Source organism: Nocardioides eburneus (assembly GCF_040838215.1).
Lineage (GTDB): Bacteria > Actinomycetota > Actinomycetes > Propionibacteriales > Nocardioidaceae > Nocardioides > Nocardioides eburneus.
Genome location: NZ_JBFPJR010000029.1, coordinates 1 through 17,054, shown reverse-complemented (window position 1 = coordinate 17,054; position 17,054 = coordinate 1). Strand labels below are relative to the sequence as shown.

Below are 17,054 nucleotides of genomic sequence, written 5' to 3'. Positions count from 1 at the left end.
GGAAGTCCGCAAGCCACCCGAATGGCACCCAAGCCGAACACGCCAACTCGTCGACCAAGCCAGACACGCTGGAAGCCAACGAGACAGTCAGTCGCCGGAAGCACCCCGCGAGTGAGTGCGCCGCACACCCCGCGCGGCCAGGTAGGCAGCACCGCCACCCAGCCCGAGCATCCCGAGCCCGACCGCGGCCGGCAGCGAGTAGTCCGGCCAGATCGATGCCTCGGCGACGTCGACCGGGCTGACCGCGCGCGTCGCGGGCGCCTGGTCCGCGGCGAGGTCCTTGGCCGCAACCGCATCGACGATGTAACGGTTGCGCAGGTCGTAGGTGCAGGAGATGAGCGTGAGGTGGCGCTTGCCGTCCTTCGGCTGGCGGAGCACGGAGGTGTCGTCCGGCGTCACCTGGCGGTGACCGGTGACGAGATACTTCACGCGGCGGCGCGCCGAGTCGGTGACCCAGATGACGTCGCCGGCCCGGAGCCGGTCGATCCGAGTGAAGTAGAGGTTGCCCCACGCGTGGTGTCCGGCGAGGACGACGTTGTCGGGCTGGTTGAGCGCCGGGCCTGCGTAGTGGGTGATGGCGAGGTTGAGCGAGCTGGCGGCGACGTACTCGATGATCGGTGAGTGCACCTCGATCCGAGGGATGTCGATGGTGCCGTTGACGCTGGTCGACTCGAGCGTCAGCCGGCTGCTGGCCGCCGTTGTCTCGTAGCGGGTCGCGACGCCGTCGAGCGTCGTCGTCACGAAGTCTTGCTTTCGGTCGAGATAGATCGCGTACGACGCCGTAGCCGAGGCCAGCAGGCCGAGCGTGAGCGCGAGGACGACCGCGCTGCGCCCGACGACGGTACGCCGCCCGGAGAGCAGGAGTCGGCCGCCGACCCAGACGAGGACCACGACGGCGAGCGGCACGACCACGACGCGGAGGACCCCGTGCGGCGCGTGCAGCTGCTGCATGACCACTGCGGTGGCGTTGGTGTGCAGGACCGCGGTGCCGAGGTACTCCTTCCGGGTCACCGGCACGCCGTCGGGGTGCGTGTTGTTGTCGCCCTTGACGGTCACCCAGGCGACCCGCCCGTCGGCGTGCTCCACGTGCGTCACCCGGTGCAGCGCGGTGCGCCCGCCGATCCCACCGGCCCGGAAGGCGATCACGTCGCCCTTGCGTACCTCGTCGAAGGGCCGGTCGTGGGTGAGGACGAACGAGTCGACCTCGAAGGCTGGCGCCATCGATCCGGAGGCCACCACGTAGGGCCGATAACCGGCGATGTCGGCCCCGTCGTCGTGCTTCCCGACGCTGACCCACCAGACGGCGCTGGCCAGGCATGCCAGGCAGGCTCCGAGCAGCAGCCAGGTAACCAGCCGCCAGAGCGCCCGCAGGGCGCGTACGCCGTTCACTGCTGGTCCTCGTCGCGGCGCGGTCGCAGCGCGGCGAACGCGAGGCATCCCAGCATGGCGGCGAGCGTCGCCAGCGTGGCGGCCACCAGCAGGTGGAAGCCGTCCAGCGATTCCCCGGTCGGCGGCAGCGTGGTGACGCTCGCCGGGCCGGTCAACGGCTGCCCGTCGGGCGCCACGCCTCCCTCGATCGGCGCGGTCCCGCCCGTCACCTGGAACTTGAAGACCACGTGCAGGCGCTGGCCCTGGGCCTCGTTGCCGACGCTCCTGTCGAGCGCCAGCGTGGCGGTGAGGCGCGTGGTGCGGCCGGCACCGATCACGACCGTTGCGCCGTTGAGTCGCTGAGAACCCGCACCGCCGGTGCCGAGGAGCTCGCCCTCGTGAGTCAGGGTGACGGTGGCGGTCTCGCGCAGGTCCTCCGCGTTGCGTCCGGTGAACCCGAAGCCGGCGAAGGTCAGCGTCGCCACGCCGTTCGCGTCGTTCCGGACCGTGATGTCGAAGCTGCGGCGATAGCCGGGGTGGACGTTGCGGGCGTCGAAGACGACCCCCTCCACCGCGGCCCGGTTGTCATCGATGACCAGCACCGCTGATCGCTCGGCGGAGCCATCGGCACCATGCGCGGGTTCGACGCCGACGCCGAGCGCCAGCACCGTGGCCAGCATGGAAAGCAGGACAGCGACGAGGCTCAGGACCGCTATCCGGTTCTGGTTCCTCATCGCTGCCTGCCTAGGAAGGAGAAGGGTTCTGCTGTTGGGGTCCCGGCGGTCACGGGGAGGCCGTGGCCGCCGGGGGCGTGGAACTACGCGGTGTCGCCGTCGTCAGCGGGAAGCGAGAACGCCGTGTCGACGACGCTGTCCCAGTTCACGTTCCCGAGCGTCGTGTTGTTCTTGTACTGGATCGCCTGGACGTCGACGGTGACGCTGAGATCCTGGTCCTGGGCCTCATTGGTCGCTGCCTTGTCGAAGTAGATGACGACGTTCGAGGAGTACTCACCGGTCTCGGTGGTGGTGGCCTCGGTGGTCTCCGCCGCGCTCCCGGTGCCGGCGATGACCAGCGCCGGATCGGCGATACCGTCGGCGAGATCGTCAGCGTCGCCGATGTATCCGTCCACGCCCGTCAGCGCATCGGTTTCCGTGCCGAGCAGAGTCGTCTGCGTCGGCACCGTCTCGCCGGCGTACACGTAGAGGTAGGGGGCGATGCCCTCGTCGGCCGTCCCGCTCACCAGCGTCCGGATCCAGGCCTCCTTGTTGCCCTCGTTGGCGATGTCCCCGGAGATCGTCAGGACGTCGCCGGGGTTGAAGTTCTCGATCGTGCCGTCGGCGTCCGCGACGCCGTTCTGGTAGACCGTGAGCTCGCCGGTGATGTCCAGCGTGCCGGCAGTAGCCGTACCCTCGCCCGCGATCGTGTCGCTGAAGTACGCGTAGCCGAGCCCGACCACGAGCGCACCGGCGACGGCGATGGCGCCGAGTCCGATCCAGCCCTTGCGGCTCTTGCGACGGTCTTCCTCTTGCCGAGTCATCGTTCTCATCGCTCCTTTGCGTGTGACTCGTGTGGGTCGGCGCTTGCTTCCCCCGGGCCGCCCTCCCGGGGCCTCCCGCACCCTCAGGATCAGCCCGCCTCGGAGGCCTTGCGGGGCGCTCCGGCCCCTCTACGTAGCCACCGCCCGCGGCTACGTACCGCGGACGGTGGGCTTCGGTGCCTGGCAGCTGGTCACGACGACGGAGTCGGTACGACGGGGACCGGCGCTGCCTCCGAGCCGTCCTCCGGTCGCGGGGCGACCGAGGCGCTGAGCGACGCAGGCGAGGTCGGCGCGTCCTGCTTGCCGGTCTCCCCCGTGTCCGTCTGCGCCTGTTCTTCCTCGGCCGCTCCCCCGGCCTGGGCCGCCGCCTCGTCGGACTCCGTCTGGTCCGCCTCGGCCTGGTCGTCCTGCGACGCGTCCGCGTCCGTCGATCCCGTATCCGCGGAGCCGGTATCCGCGGGCCCGGCGTCGGTCCCAGGTTCGGCAGCGGCCGAGGGCGGCGGACTCTCGTCCGTGAGCTCGTCATCCGTCGCGCTCGGGCTTGGATCAGCGCTCGGGCTGGCGGTCGCGCTCGGCGACGGCTCAGCGGTGGGACTCGGCTCCTCGCTCGCTTCGGGCGTCGCGAACGACGGCAACAAGGGCACCGAGCCGGGATCGAGCGTGAGCCCGGTGGCGGCCGCCGTGACGTCGGGGACGGTCCCGTCGTCGTACACGTGCGTGAGGGAGATCTTCCCGATCGTCGAGCCGGTAAGCGACGTCGCGGTCCCGTTGCCCATCTCGCCGTCGGCTCCGTAGCCGTGCGTGTAGATCATCGAGCCGTCGGCCTTCAGCAGGACCGAGGTGTCGATCCCGGCGGCCAACCCGCCGATGCCGGAGACCATGGCCGACTTCACGTAGGCCGGCTGGGAGACCGGAGCCCCGGTCAGCAGCTGGTCGAAGTCGTTGACGCCGATGCCGTAGACGTCGCCGCTCGCCGCGAGGACCAGCGTGAAGTCGTAGCCCGCCACCACCCGGGCGGCGCTGCTCCAGCCACCGCCCGTCACCTCGGTCGGGACGCGATAACCGGTCGTGCCCGCGGTGAAGTGATTGCTGTCGTTGTTGCCGAAGCCCCAGACATCGCCCGCGCTGGTGAGGTAGACGGTGAAGAAGCCACCCACCGAGAGCGTGGCCGCGTTGCTCACGCCCGCGACGAGCGCCGGCGTGTGGTAGAGGCCGTCCACCGTGCCTGCCCCGAGCTCACCGACGCTGTTGTAGCCCCACGCGGTGATGGTGCCGTCGTCCAGCACTGCTGCGCCGTTGTAGTAGCCCTGGCCGACGTCGACCGCACCCGAGGTGACGATCTCCTTCGGTGTGGAGCGGTTGAGGACGTCTCCGGTCCCGAGCTGCCCGAGCTCGCCCGCGCCCCAGGTCCAGACGGACCCGTCGGTGCCCAGGGCGGCGACCGCGGTCCGCATGGCGCTGACCTTCTTCACGGGAACGCTCAGGCTGACCGCCACGGGGGTGGCGCTGTTGGTCGTCTTCCCGTTCCCGAGCTCGCCTTCGATGTTGTAGCCGAGGGCGTAGAGGCTGCCGTCGTCCATCAGGAAGTACGACGACTGGCTCCCACCGGCGACCTGCACGACCTTCTTGCCGCTCGGCAGCCCCTGGATGACCTGGGGCACCGTGACCGGCGAGGTGGTGCTTCCCGACCCGTCGACCTGGCCGTAGGTGTTCATCCCCCAGCCCCACGCGCGACCCCGCGAGTCGAGCGCGAGGGCGAAGTACTGCCCCGCCGCGACCTGGGTGAAGTTCCACTCCTGGATGGTCTGGGTCACCGGGTCGGCGCTCTTCCCCCCGCTGTCGGTGACGTTCGCCGTGGCGGTGTAGGCGCCGGCGACGTCGGCGACGAAGTCGCTGGTGACGGTGATGGCCTGGGTGATCGCCGTATTGCCGTCCTCGGTGTCGGTCGCCCTGAAGAGCCCGGCGAGGTAGGCGCTCACCGTCGGCTGTCCGGCCGCGGTGTCGCCGATCTGGCCGACGAACGGGGTCCGGTCCTCGGTCGTCGTGGCGACGATGACCGGCGGGTTGTTGATGTCGACGTGCACGAGCGTGCCGTCCCAGTCCTCGTGCTGCGCCGTCCAGCCGGTGTCCACCCCGGCGTTCACACCAGTCGCCTCGGCGGTCGCGCCGAGGGTGAGGTTGAGCTCGGGGTCCGCCGAGGTGACGATCCCGAGGTCGACGAGGTCCTTCGCCTGGACGAGCACGGTGTAGGTCAGCGTCTTTGACGAGGTGTCGGAGCCGGCCGGCCCCAGGGTGATCGGGGCGACGTCGGCCGTCTGCCCCAGGTAGGGACCGTCCGCGTCGGTCGCGATCGTGCTGTCGTCGGGGGTGTCGTCGTCGATGACCGTGCCCGGCAGCGCCGGGAACAGCGTCGAGAGGTCGACCGAGATGTCCACCAACGCAGTGATGGAGACGTCGATGCTCACGTTGGCGACCAACGAGGCGATGGCGACGTCCAGCGGGGAGTCGTCCGTCGAGACGACGACACCGCCCTGCTCCGGCGTATCGGTCGTGCCGACATTGTCGAAGTAGTCGAAGAGCCCGAGGTCGACGTCCTCACTGATGGTGCCGGTGTTGTCGACCTCCACCGTGAGTGTGTAGACGTTCATCGTTGAGATCAACGCGCCGATCTGGGCCTCGACGGCCGCCTCGACCAGGGGCCGCGCCGTGCTCTGCAGGGCCGACGTCACGTACTCGTCGAGGACGGCATCGACGATCTCGTCGATGATCTCGCTGCTCACGTCGTCGGTCCACACCGACGCGGGCGCCACCGTGGTGGTCACCCGGACGCCGATGTCGCCGGCCGCGGCCGACGTACGCGACGCGACGGAGTCGGAGTAGTAGGCCGCCACGTTGCCGAGGCTCGCGCAGAGCACGAGCGCGCCCGCGGCCAGGAGGGTGAGCAGCCCGCGCGCGCTCCAGCGGCGTACCTGCGCTCTCCCGACCGTTCGTGAGCGCCTCATCTCGAGCCTTTCGCCAGGTACGTCGCGGGGACCCCGCGGTGCGCCAGGGGGCGTCAGGTGCGCGCCGCGGGGGCGTGCCGCCCGCCTCGCCGGCGGGCAGCACCCTCAGTCCACCTCCACGGCGGCCCCGCTTCGGGCCCGATCGGCCCGACTACGTACGCCGCCGGGCGGCTCTGCGTATCCCCCGGCGCTCCGCGATCCGGACATGCCGGCGCACCGGGCGATATCGTCGGAGCACAGGGCGGGCCGGAGGTGGGACATGGCAGTGCACGACCGCGAGGGTGTGCTGGCGGGGACGGTCGACGACATCGCGACCTACGTCGCCGATGGGCTGAGCGTGCACGTCCTCGGTCCGCACGCCTCGGGCCGCAGCGAGCTCCTCGGCCTGGTCGCCGACCGGCTGGAGGATGGCGGGGCGACGGTGCTGCGGATCTTCGGCAACCCGGCGTGGCGCGGCGAGCCGTTCGGCGCGCTGGTGGCCGCCGGCATCGGTCCGGCCACCGCCCCGACGCCGCGCCGCACCGTCGGCGAGATGTCGACGGCGCTCACTCAGCAACTCAGGGGGCGCAACGTCGTCGTGGTGGTCGACGACGCCGACGACCTCGACGCCCAGAGCGTGGGCGCGCTGCTGACCGTCCACCGGCAGCGTCACGTCGTCGCGGTGACGTCCAGCCGCCCGGAGCACCCCGTGCGCGCCGACTCGCTGGTGCCGGGGCTCGCGCCCGCGGTCCGTGTCCGCGCGCCGATCCTCGACGTCGACCAGGTCCACGAGGTCTGTCGCGCGATCCTCGGCGGCCCGGTGGAGAGCGCCACCCTCGCCCGGCTCGCGATGAAGTCCGGCGGCCTGCTCGGGCTGGTCCGGGCGATCGCCACGATCGGACGCCACGCCGGGCGCCTGCAGCTCCGCGACGGCCTCTGGACGATCCCCTTCGCCGGCGGCCGGACCGAGGCCTACGGCGCCGCCCTCGACCCCTTCCTCGCCGGCGCCGACCAGTCCGTCTGGGACGCCGCGACCGCCCTCGCCGTCACCGGACCGATCCCGCTCCCCGAGGCGGAGAGGCTGCTCGACCGCCCCATGCTCGACCGTCTCTTCGCCTCCGGGCTGGCCCGCCTGATCGACGACGGCGCCGGTGGCGTCGTCGGGATCTATCCACCGCTGCTGGGCGACTACCTCGCCCGCGAGGGCTCCGCCTTCGGCGTGGTCGAGGCCCGCGAGCACGCGGCCGCCCAGCTGCTGCCGCCGCCCGCGTTCGACCCGGGCCAGGCGATCGGCGCCGACGCTGCGCTGCTCAACCAGCGCACCGTCCTCCAGTCGGCCGAGGTCGTCACGCGCGCCCGCGAGCAGTGGCGCGACGACGTACGCCCCGAGACGGCGCTGCCGCTGGTCGTCGCCCTGCGGGCCGCGGCTGCGCCGGCCGACCGGATCGAGGAGGTCGTGCACCGCACCCCGCTGGGCGGCGAGAGCGCGCCCGCAGCCAGCCTCGTGGCGTGGTACGCCACCTGGCTCGCCGAGGATCGCGGCGACATCGCGGCGGCGTACGCCGCCCTCGACGACCAGCAGGCCGGCTTCCCTCACTTCGCCGGGCTGCTCCGCGCCACCCGTGCCCACCTGCAGTTCCTCCGGGAGCGTGTCCCCGACGAGAGCGCACTGGCCGAGCCGTCCGCCGACGAGGACGCCTTCGCCCACGAAGCGATGGCCATGGTCCGGGCCGAGCTGCTCCTCGCCGCCGGCAGCACCGCGCCCGCGCTCGAGATCCTCACCCACTTCCGCCCGCAGACATCCGCGGCCAAGGCCTACCACCGGATCCTCACCGGCCTCGCCCGCGTCCTCGCCGGCGACCTCGACGACGGCACCACGCACGCGCTCGACCAGCTCGGCCGTGCCTACGAGATCGCCGACCCCGGGCTGATCCAGGCCCACTCCTACGTGGCGGTCCTCGGTCTCGGCATCGCCGGCCGTCTGGGCGACGCGGGCCGCGTCGTGTTCCGGAGTCTGTCGTCCTCCTCGGCCTCCGCCTTCCGACAGGTCTGGAACACCGGCCTGCTCACCCTCGGCGCCGAGATCGCGCTCGCTCAGGGCCGGCCGGAGTACGCCCGCACGCTCGCCGCCCAGGCGCTTGCCGCCGACTCCGGCCGCGGCCCCTACCCCGGCATGGAGCCCGCCGTCGTCGCGCCGATGATCCCCTCCGCTCCCGCGGCCGGGGTCGACCTGTGGCAGCTCGTGCAGGAGCGCCTCGAGCGGGGGTACGTCACCGGCGCACTGTTCCTCGCGGTCGAGACCGTCGAGCGGGCGGGCGCGAGTGGACCGGTCGAGAGCGTGCGGGCGCGCGCGGATAAGTCCGACAGTGCGCTGCTCCGCGCCCTCGGGGAGTACGTCGCCGCGGCCGCCGTCGATGACGTCGACCGGCTACGCGCGGTGGCCGCCGAGCTGGCGCAGGCGGGCGCAGGCCTCTACACCACCCGCGTCCACATCACCCTCGCGCTGGCGCTGCGCCGCCGGGGCGAGGCCGCAGCGGCGGTGGCCGCCGCCGAGCGGGCGTGGCGGGAGTCGGCGGTCGCCGGGTTCGAGCGCGCGGGGCTGTTCTACCGTCTCGTCGACGACGTCGGGCTCTCGGCCCGGGAGGTCGAGATCCTCCAGCTCCTGGCCGCGCCGCAGAGCACGGCGGAGGTGGCGACCACGCTGCAGATGAGCGTGCGGACGGTGGAGACCCACCTCCACAACATCAGCCGGAAGATCGGCGTCTCCGGCCGTGAGCAGCTCGTGCGGGCCGCCACCACCTGGCTGCGGCCCGCTCAGCGATGAGCCGGACTCAGCCCGCGTCCGTCATGCGCGGAGCTGGATGGTCATGACCTGACCCTGCCCGCCAACCCGGAGCCGAAACGTGCGATCTCAGGCGCCGGTGAGGAACCCGAGGAGGTCCTGACGGGTGAGCACGCCGACCGGCTTGCCGTCCTCGTGGACGAGCAGCGCGTCGGAGCCCTCGAGGACCTGCGCCGCCGACCGGGCGTCCTCGGCCGCGCCGATGGTCGGCAGCGGCGGCGACATGTGCTGCTCGACCGAGTCGGTGAGCTTCGCCTTGCCGGTGAACAGCAGGTCGAGGAGGCTGCGCTCCGAGACCGAGCCGGCCACCTCGGCCGCCACGATCGGCGGCTCCGCACGGACGACGGGCATCTGGCTGACGCCGTACTCCCGCAGGATGTGGACTGCCTCGGCGACCGTCTCCGACGGGTGCGTGTGGACCAGGTCTGGCAGGGTCCCGCCCTTGCCGCGCAGCACGTCGCCGACGGTCTGGGCGGCGACGGCCCCGGTCGGGAAGCCGTACTGCGCCAGCCACTCGTCGTTGAAGACCTTGGTGAGGTAGCCACGCCCGGAGTCGGGCAGCAGGACGACGATCACGGCGTCGGTGCGGCCCTCGGCGGCGAGCTCCTCGGCGAGCTGCTTCGCGGCGTACGCCGCCATGCCGGACGAGCCGCCGACCAGCAGCGCCTCCTCGCGGGCGAGCCGGCGCGTGAAGGCGAACGAGTCGGCGTCGGAGACCTCGATGATCCGGTCCGCGATGTCGCGGTCGTAGGTCTCGGGCCAGAAGTCCTCCCCGACGCCCTCGACCAGGTAGGGCCGACCGGTGCCGCCGGAGTAGACCGAGCCCGCCGGGTCGGCGCCGATGATCTGGACCTCCGGGTTCTGCTCCTTGAGGTAGCGGCCGATCCCGGAGATGGTGCCGCCGGTGCCGACGCCCGCGACGAAGTGCGTGATCCGGCCCTCGGTCTGAGCCCAGATCTCGGGACCGGTGGTCTCGTAGTGGGAGCGCGGGTTGTTGACGTTGGCGTACTGGTTAGGCTTCCAGGCACCTGGCTGGGAGGCGAGCCGGTCGGAGACGTTGTAGTAGCTGTCCGGGTGCTCCGGAGGCACGGCCGTCGGGCAGACGACCACCTCGGCGCCGTAGGCCTTGAGCACGTTGCGCTTGTCCTCGCTCACCTTGTCCGGGCAGACGAAGATGCACTTGTAGCCCTTCTGCTGGGCCACCATCGCGAGGCCGACACCGGTGTTGCCGGAGGTCGGCTCGACGATCGTGCCGCCCGGCTGGAGCTCGCCCGACGCCTCCGCCGCCTCGATCATCCGGGTCGCGATCCGGTCCTTCACCGAGCCGCCGGGGTTGAGGTACTCCACCTTGGCCAGCACCAGCGGCCCCTGGTCGTGCGTCCCGGAGTCCGGCGCCGTGTCCGGGCGGTCGAGCGAGCGCGAGAGCCGCAGCAGCGGGGTGTTGCCGATGAGGTCGATGAGCGAGTTCACGTACTCCACGCCCTTCAGACTAGGCGCGCCGGGGTTATGACCGAGCATCCCCGAGCCGTCCGTATTGTGGTGCCCCGTGAGGAAGGCAGACGCGCTGCGCAGCGGGGTGTACGCCGGTGGGGGTCTCGTGCTCGGCGGCATCGGTCTCTTCGGCGTACTCGTGGCCGAGGGACTCCTGGCCGACCGTGCCGTCCACCAGGTCCAGCTCCTCCACGCCCCCAACCCGTCGGGGTCGTACGGCGAGGACCGGCCCGGTCGCCCGATCACGCTCGCGCTCCTCGGTGACTCGAGCGCCGCGGGCTACGGCATGGAGCGCCCGGATGACACGCCGGGCGCCATCCTCGCGACCGGCGTCTCGGCGCGCGCGGGCCGGCCGGTCGAGCTGCACGATCTCTCCGTCGTCGGTGCCCGGTCCGCCGACCTGCACCCGCAGGTCGAGCAGGCGATCAGCATCGGGGCCGACGCCGCCGTCATCCTCATCGGCGCGAACGACGTCATCAACCGGGTCCGTCCGACGGTGGCCGTGAGCCATCTCGTCGAGGCGGTGCGCCGCCTGCAGGAGAGCGGCGTCGCGGTCCTCGTCGGCACCTGCCCCGACCTCGGCACGGTGAAGCCGGTCCTGCCGCCGCTGCGCCAGGTCGTCCGGGCCTGGTCGCGCCGCATCGCCCTCGGCCAGACCTTCCACGTCGTCCGCGCCGGCGGCCACACCGTGTCGCTGGCCGACATCCTCGGCGAGGAGTTCAAGGCCGAGCCGGCGTTCTTCTTCGGGGCCGACCGCTTCCACCCCTCCGCGGCGGGCTACGCCGCCCTCGCGGAGGTCCTCATCCCGCCGGCCCTCTCGATCCTCGGCGTCATCGGGGACGAGGAGGCCGTCATCGAGACCCACCGCGGCCGCCGGGTCATCCCCATCGCCGCCGCGACCTTCCACGCCGTCAACCGGCCGGGCACCGAGCTCGACCCCGCGCCACGCCCGCGCGGCCGGCTGCGCCGGCTGTGGGTCAGCGTCCGGCGCTTCCGCACGCCAGCGACGCCCTAGCCGGCCGCAGGGCCGGCCGCAGGGCCGGCCGGGGCGACGCCGGTCAGTTGTCGTTGAGGATCGCGAGCAGCCGCAGCAGGTTGGTGTAGATCCAGACCAGGCTGACGGTGAGGGCGAACACCGCGCGCCACGACTCCCGCTCGGGCAGCCGGTTGGCGATGCCGTTCTCGATCATGTCGAAGTCGAGGATGAGCATGAAGACGCCGAGCACGAGGCCGGCGATGGCGGTGATGATGCCGATCCCGCCGAGACCGAACAGTCCGAAGCTGGCACCGAACAGCCCGAGGACGAGCTCGACCAGGCTGAGCCCGACCATGCCGAACATCGCGGCGACGACGAACGTGCGGAACTTGTTGCCGACCCGAATGTCGAGGAACTTGTAGGCCGCGAGCGTGCCGGCGAAGGCGGCGAACGTGCCGAGCACGGCCTGGACGACGATGCCACCGCCGGCGTAGGCGTCGATCAGCTTGCTGAAGGCGCCGAGCGAGACGCCCTCGGCCACCGCGAAGAGCAGGACCAGCGCCGGGCTCACCACCCGCTTGAACGAGTTGACCAGCGACAGAGCGAAGGCCGCGCCGCCGCCGACGACCAGCGCGGCCGAGAGCGGGGCGATGTCGACGCCGTCACGGATGTCGGGGGTCAGCAGCCAGGTGGCGAGGGCCGCGACGAGCACCACGCCGATGGTGATGAAGCCCTTCTGCACGACCGAGTCGATCGTCATAGGGGCGCTCGGCTCGGCGGGCGCGTAGCCCGGGGCGGTCGGCCCACCGACGGACCAGGTGCTCGGGTCGGAGGCCGGCGCCTGGCCGTAGCCGGCGTAGGCAGCACCGTTGCCGGCGTACGTCGGGTTGCCGTAGGCGTTGTAGGACGCCTTGCTGAAGCCCTCGTTGTTGCGGAACACCGGGTTGTTGCTCTGCATGGTTGGTCTCCTCCTTGGAGGCCGGGGTTGGTGGCCGTCGATCTGGCGGCGCGCCAGAGACGCCAGTGTAGGCATCTCGTGTCCGTCAGCTATTCGCATCAACGATGCGCGATCGTCAGACGTTCCCGAGGGTGCCCCGGGTGGGACTCGAACCCACACTCGGCTGCTTTTAAGGCAGCTTCCTCTGCCGATTGGGATACCGGGGCGCGAGGCCGACGCTACCGACCCGACGCGACGTCGGGCAGACAGGCCGGCGACGGGTCAGAGGTAGGTCTGCCGTGCGTGGATCGCGTGGGCGCCGGCGACCCTGTCGAGGAAGAGCAGGCCGTCGGTGTGGTCGATCTCGTGCTGCAGGCAGCGGGCCTCGAACGCGTCCGTCGCGACGGTCACCTCCTCGCCGGTCCCCGGCAGCAGGCCCCGGACGGTGAGCCGGCCGGCACGCTTCACGTCGCCGGTGAGGTCAGGGACGCTCATGCAGCCCTCCCGCGCTCGCTCCTTGCGGCTGGCCGCGACGACCTCGGCGTTGCAGAGCACGAAGGTGCCGTGGTGGGTGCGCGTCTTGGGATGCTGCGAGACGTCGACACAGAACATCCGGACCCCGACGCCGACCTGGTTGGCGGCCAGTCCGACGCAGCCCGGCGAGACCCGCATCGTGGCGACCAGGTCGGCCGCCAACTGCACGGACTCCGGCGCGGCGGGGTCCACGTCCTCCCCGGCGGCGGCGAGCACACCCGCCGGGGCGCGTACGACGTCCAGCACCCGCCCCGCGACGCCCAGCTCCACCTCGGTCCAGGCCGCGAGGCGGGCACTGCCGGCCGCGGTCACCGGATCGGCCGCGGCCTCACCCACCGGCTCGCTCACGGGACCGGTCACAGCTCGTCGGCCTCGACCGGCCGCAGGGTCGCCTCGACGCCGAGCTCGCCGGCCACGCGCCGGATCGCCGCGTCGAGCGCCCCCGCGTCGACACCCGCCGGCAGCTCGAGCTCCGCGACCACGACGTACAGCTCTCCGGTCAGGCGGGTCGTGAGGTCGGTGATGTTGCCGCCGACCGCGGCGATCTCGGTCGTCACCGACGAGACGATCCCCGGACGGTCGCCGCCGTGGACGGTGACGACGTACGGCGTCCCCGGCTCCTCGGCGGGCTCGTCCTCAGGCAGTGCGAACACGGTGACGGTGAGCGTCCCGTCCTCGGCGAGCGGGGCGAGCCGCTCGCCGATCTCGGCGTCGGTCGCGTCGCCGGCGCAGACCAGTGTCATCGCGAAGTGGCCGCGCAGCCGGGTCATCGAGGAGTCCTCGAGGTTGAGCCCCAGGTCGGCGAGGCGTCGGGTGGTCTCGGCGATGATGCCGGGCCGGTCGTGGCCCAGGACGGTGATGGCGTGAGTCGTCACGCGGTGATTCTGCCGGGTCGGCCCGTGGCCGGCCGCAGCGGGCTCACTCCGCGATCGACCAGGCGATGCCGTCCAGGATGTCGGACTCGGAGACGACGAGCCGCTCGACGCGAGCGCGCCGCAGGACCCTTGACAGGATGAGCCCACCGGCTCCGATCACGTCGGCCCGGCCGGGGTGCATCCACGGCAGCGCCCGCCGCTCGGCGACACTGAGGCGCAGCAGCCGGTCCACGAGCGCGTGGACGTCACCGACGGCCAGCTCGGCCTGGTCGACGGCCTCGCGGTCGTACGCCGCCAGCCCGAGCACCCCGACGGCCAGCTGCGTCACGGTGCCGGCAACGCCGACCACCGTCGCGGCCTGCTCCACCGTCACCGGCGACTCGTCGAGGTGCTCCTCGATGTCACGGACACAGGCGTCGATCTCGGCCGTCGTGGGCGGGTCGGAGCGCAGATGGCGCTCGTGGAGCCGGACCGAGCCGATGTCCATCGAGTGGGCGGCGGCCGGGTCGCCGGTCAGGGTGTGGCCGTCGATGAGCTCGGTGGATCCGCCGCCGATGTCGACCACGAGAACCGGCAGCCGGGGCTCATGGCGCAGGTGACGGACGGCGCCGGCGTACGCCAGCGCCGCCTCCTCCTCCCCCGCGACGACCTCCGGCTCGAGCCCGAGTCGCTCCCGGACGCCGGCGACGAAGACGTCGGCGTTGGCGGCGTCACGCGTCGCGGAGGTGGCCACGAAGCGGGTGCGCTCGACGCCGTGGTCGCGGATCAGCGCGGCGTACTCATCGATCGCGGCGAAGGTGCGCGCCAGAGCCTCGTCGGCGAGGACGCCGGTGCGGTCGACGCCCTGGCCGAGCCGCACCATCCGCATCTCGCGGACGTCGACGTCGAGGCCGTCCTCGGACCGCGCGCCGATCAGGAGCTTGATCGTGTTGGTGCCGCAGTCGATGGCGGCGACGCGGCGGGTGGTCATGACAGGGTCACTGCTCCTCGTCCTCGAGCTCGAGGTCGACGCAGGGACCCGACTCCCACCAGGCGCCGAGCCGGTCGAGCACCTCGTCGCCGAGCGGGTTGACGCCCCGCCCCTGCGCGAGCGCCTGGCCGGCGAGGACGTGGAGGCACTTCACCCGGTCGGGCATGCCGCCCGCCGAGACCCCGTCGATCTCGGGCACGCTCTGCCCGATCTTCGCGGCCAGGGCGTCGCGTGCCTGCAGATAGGCCTCGTGGGCGTGCCGATAGGCGCCCGCCAGCTCGGGGTCCTCCCCCAGCCGGTCCTGCATCTCCTTCATCAGCCCGCTGCCCTCGAGGGTGCCGATGCGCGAGGCCGCCCGCGGGCAGGTCAGGTAGTACGTCGTCGGGAACGGCGTGCCGTCGGGGAGCCGCGGCTCGGTCGTCACCACGTCGGGCAGGGAGCACGGACAGCGGTGGCCGACCTCCGCGATGCCACGCGGGGCCCGTCCGAGCTGAGCCGCGATCGCCGCCTCGTCAGCGGGGTCGATCACGTGTGACTCCTTCTAGTCGCTGTGCTGCTTGCTGCCGTCGATGGAGGTCGCCGGACCGGACGTGTCCTGCGCGGGCGGCTTGCCGGCCAGCTCCACCGAACCCCACGCATCGTCCCACCACGCGGTCGGCTTCTTCGAGGCGCCCACCGCGGAGGGCTCGCCGAGCTCCGACTCCGGCTGGATCCGATGGCCGTCGGAGTCGAGGGCGACGTACGCGATCTGGCCGGGCATGACGTAGCCGAACCGGGCTCGAGCCTGCTGTTCGACGTAGGCCGGGTCCTGCCAGCGCTTCTTCTGCTCCTGCAGGTCGTCGATGCTGCTCTGCCGCTGAGCGATCTCGGTCTGCAGCGTCTCCATGTCGTGGCGCTGCTGGAGGTAGGCCTTCAGCGACGAGGCGTAGGAGACGACCAGCACGGCGAGGACGACGACGAGGATCGCGGCACGGCCGGTGGGGCGCTGGCGTAGGCCGGGGCGTCGCGCGCCGACGGCCGCGCGCTCGCCGGTGTCGGCCCGCGCGACCGGCCGCTTCGGTCGCATGGGGCCGCGGGGCCCGCGCGGGCCGCGCGGGAAGGAGCGACGCTGATCAGCCACGCGTCGATTCTCGCCGAGACCGAGCCCGATTCCGGGCAGTGAAACGCGCGCGCCTCGACAAGCTCGGGGCCGTCAGCCTGGGCCGGCGGTCTGGGCCATCGGTCTGGGCCGGCGGCCCCGAGCGGGGCTCAGGAGAAGCGCGGGAACGCGCCGGCGCCGGCGTAGCGCGCGGCCTCGGCGAGCTCGTCCTCGATGCGGAGGAGCTGGTTGTACTTCGCGACCCGCTCCGACCGGGCCGGGGCGCCGGTCTTGATCTGGCCGCAGTTGGTGGCGACGGCAAGGTCCGCGATGGTCGTGTCCTCGGTCTCGCCCGAGCGGTGGCTCATCATGCAGCGGTAGCCGTTGCGGTGAGCCAGCTCGACGGAGTCGAGGGTCTCGGTCAGCGAGCCGATCTGGTTGACCTTCACCAGCAGCGCGTTGGCCTGGCCGCCGGCGATGCCCTTCGCGAGGCGCTCGACGTTGGTCACGAAGAGGTCGTCGCCGACGAGCTGGATCTTCGAGCCGAGCTCGTCGGTGATGGTCTTCCAGCCGTCCCAGTCGTCCTCGTTGAGCGGATCCTCGATCGAGACGATGGGGTAGGCCGACACGAGCTCGGCGTAGTAGGCGGTCATCTCGGCGGCGCTCTTCGCGGCCCCCTCGAAGGTGTAGGAGCCGTCCGCGTAGAACTCCGAGGCAGCGACGTCGAGCGCGAGCGCGACGTCCTTGCCGAGCTCGTAGCCCGCCTTGCCGACGGCCTCGCCGATGAGGTCGAGCGCGGCCCGGTTGGAGGGCAGGTCGGGCGCGAAGCCGCCCTCGTCGCCGACGCCGGTCGCGAGACCGCGCGCCTTCAGCACCGACTTGAGCGCGTGGTAGACCTCGGCGCCGGAGCGGAGCGCATCTTTGAAGGTCGGCGCGCCGATCGGCGCGATCATGAACTCCTGGATGTCGACGTTGGTGTCGGCGTGGGCGCCGCCGTTGAGGATGTTCATCATCGGCACCGGCAGCAGGTGGGCGTTGGGCCCGCCGACGTAGCGGTAGAGCGGGAGGCCCGCGCTCAGCGCGGCAGCCTTCGCGACCGCGAGCGAGACGCCGAGGATGCCGTTGGCGCCGAGCTGGGCCTTGTTGGGCGTGCCGTCGGCCTCGAGCAGCGCCTGGTCGACGAGGCGCTGGTCGTCGGCGTCGAGCCCCTCGATCGCCGGAGCCAGGGACTCCTCGACCGCCGCGACGGCGTTCTCCACGCCCTTGCCGCCGTAGCGGTCGCCGCCGTCACGCAGCTCGACGGCCTCGAAGGCGCCGGTGGACGCGCCGCTGGGCACCGCCGCACGCGCGTAGCTGCCGTCCTCCAGGACGACCTCCACCTCGACTGTGGGGTTGCCGCGCGAGTCGAGGATCTCGCGTGCTCCGACGGCTTCGATCGCTGCCACGATGGATGCTCCTTCTGCTC

Annotated in this window: 14 protein-coding genes and 1 tRNA gene; 2 read left to right on the top strand and 13 right to left on the bottom strand. The window is 72.1% G+C overall.

Annotation, left to right across the window (positions count from 1 at the left end; translation table 11 throughout):
• Positions 1 to 87 precede the first annotated feature (87 nt).
• The 4 genes from AB3X52_RS14960 to AB3X52_RS14945 all read right to left on the bottom strand — a co-directional run bounded on the left by AB3X52_RS14960 (position 88) and on the right by AB3X52_RS14945 (position 5,907).
• Positions 88 to 1,389 (bottom strand): signal peptidase I, encoded by a 1,302-nt coding sequence (locus AB3X52_RS14960; RefSeq protein WP_367994894.1) that lies wholly within the window; start codon positions 1,387 to 1,389, stop codon positions 88 to 90.
• Entirely contained in the window at positions 1,386 to 2,102 is a 717-nt protein-coding gene (locus tag AB3X52_RS14955; protein WP_367994893.1) for a hypothetical protein, read from the bottom strand. Before AB3X52_RS14955 ends, AB3X52_RS14960 begins: the two co-directional genes overlap by 4 nt.
• An 83-nt stretch (positions 2,103 to 2,185) precedes the next feature.
• On the bottom strand, positions 2,186 to 2,905 hold the full coding sequence (locus AB3X52_RS14950) for a TasA family protein (protein WP_367994892.1): 720 nt from the start codon (positions 2,903 to 2,905) through the stop codon (positions 2,186 to 2,188).
• A 191-nt stretch (positions 2,906 to 3,096) separates the two neighbouring features.
• Entirely contained in the window at positions 3,097 to 5,907 is a 2,811-nt protein-coding gene (locus tag AB3X52_RS14945) for an RCC1 domain-containing protein (protein ID WP_367994891.1), read from the bottom strand.
• A 259-nt stretch (positions 5,908 to 6,166) separates the two neighbouring features.
• Here AB3X52_RS14945 and AB3X52_RS14940 point away from each other — a divergent pair, with 259 nt between their 5' ends.
• Entirely contained in the window at positions 6,167 to 8,710 is a 2,544-nt protein-coding gene (locus AB3X52_RS14940) for a helix-turn-helix transcriptional regulator (RefSeq protein ID WP_367994890.1), read from the top strand.
• Positions 8,711 to 8,797: 87 nt separating this feature from the next.
• On the opposite strand, the gene AB3X52_RS14935 is transcribed toward AB3X52_RS14940, so the two are convergent.
• The gene (locus tag AB3X52_RS14935; RefSeq protein ID WP_367994889.1) at positions 8,798 to 10,207 is read right to left on the bottom strand and encodes a cystathionine beta-synthase; all 1,410 of its coding nucleotides are present in this window, start codon (positions 10,205 to 10,207) and stop codon (positions 8,798 to 8,800) included.
• Positions 10,208 to 10,274: 67 nt separating this feature from the next.
• Between AB3X52_RS14935 and AB3X52_RS14930 the strand changes: the two genes are divergently transcribed.
• A complete protein-coding gene (locus AB3X52_RS14930) occupies positions 10,275 to 11,234 on the top strand; it encodes an SGNH/GDSL hydrolase family protein (protein WP_367994888.1) in 960 nt (319 codons plus the stop codon).
• Positions 11,235 to 11,277: 43 nt separating this feature from the next.
• Here the strand turns inward: AB3X52_RS14930 and AB3X52_RS14925 are convergent, their stop codons facing one another.
• The 8 genes from AB3X52_RS14925 to eno all read right to left on the bottom strand — a co-directional run bounded on the left by AB3X52_RS14925 (position 11,278) and on the right by eno (position 17,034).
• Positions 11,278 to 12,153 (bottom strand): Bax inhibitor-1/YccA family protein, encoded by an 876-nt coding sequence (locus tag AB3X52_RS14925; RefSeq protein ID WP_367994887.1) that lies wholly within the window; start codon positions 12,151 to 12,153, stop codon positions 11,278 to 11,280.
• A gap of 132 nt (positions 12,154 to 12,285) precedes the next feature.
• Positions 12,286 to 12,359: transfer RNA gene (locus AB3X52_RS14920), tRNA-Leu, on the bottom strand.
• A gap of 55 nt (positions 12,360 to 12,414) precedes the next feature.
• Positions 12,415 to 13,014, bottom strand: coding sequence for a peptide deformylase (locus AB3X52_RS14915; RefSeq protein WP_367994886.1), 600 nt, complete (start codon positions 13,012 to 13,014; stop codon positions 12,415 to 12,417).
• Between the two features lie 8 nt (positions 13,015 to 13,022).
• Complete coding sequence (locus AB3X52_RS14910) at positions 13,023 to 13,541, bottom strand: glycine cleavage system transcriptional repressor (protein ID WP_367994885.1); 519 nt, start codon at positions 13,539 to 13,541, stop codon at positions 13,023 to 13,025.
• A gap of 43 nt (positions 13,542 to 13,584) precedes the next feature.
• Positions 13,585 to 14,511, bottom strand: coding sequence for a Ppx/GppA phosphatase family protein (locus AB3X52_RS14905; RefSeq protein WP_367994884.1), 927 nt, complete (start codon positions 14,509 to 14,511; stop codon positions 13,585 to 13,587).
• Positions 14,512 to 14,518: 7 nt separating this feature from the next.
• Positions 14,519 to 15,040 (bottom strand): DUF501 domain-containing protein, encoded by a 522-nt coding sequence (locus tag AB3X52_RS14900; RefSeq protein ID WP_367994883.1) that lies wholly within the window; start codon positions 15,038 to 15,040, stop codon positions 14,519 to 14,521.
• Positions 15,041 to 15,052: 12 nt separating this feature from the next.
• Positions 15,053 to 15,631: an FtsB family cell division protein gene (locus AB3X52_RS14895; RefSeq protein ID WP_367994882.1), complete on the bottom strand. Its 579-nt coding sequence runs from the start codon at positions 15,629 to 15,631 to the stop codon at positions 15,053 to 15,055.
• A gap of 128 nt (positions 15,632 to 15,759) precedes the next feature.
• On the bottom strand, positions 15,760 to 17,034 hold the full coding sequence (eno, locus tag AB3X52_RS14890; RefSeq protein ID WP_367994881.1) for a phosphopyruvate hydratase: 1,275 nt from the start codon (positions 17,032 to 17,034) through the stop codon (positions 15,760 to 15,762).
• Between the last annotated feature and the right edge of the window lie 20 nt (positions 17,035 to 17,054).

Bases quoted from the DNA above. Each gene is read 5' to 3' on its own strand.
- AB3X52_RS14925 (WP_367994887.1), bottom strand. From the start codon at position 12,153: ATGCAGAGCAACAACCCGGTGTTCCGCAACAACGAGGGCTTCAGCAAG.
- AB3X52_RS14955 (WP_367994893.1), bottom strand. From the start codon at position 2,102: ATGAGGAACCAGAACCGGATAGCGGTCCTGAGCCTCGTCGCTGTCCTG.
- AB3X52_RS14905 (WP_367994884.1), bottom strand. From the start codon at position 14,511: ATGACCACCCGCCGCGTCGCCGCCATCGACTGCGGCACCAACACGATC.
- AB3X52_RS14940 (WP_367994890.1), top strand. From the start codon at position 6,167: ATGGCAGTGCACGACCGCGAGGGTGTGCTGGCGGGGACGGTCGACGAC.
- AB3X52_RS14950 (WP_367994892.1), bottom strand. From the start codon at position 2,905: ATGACTCGGCAAGAGGAAGACCGTCGCAAGAGCCGCAAGGGCTGGATC.
- AB3X52_RS14945 (WP_367994891.1), bottom strand. From the start codon at position 5,907: ATGAGGCGCTCACGAACGGTCGGGAGAGCGCAGGTACGCCGCTGGAGC.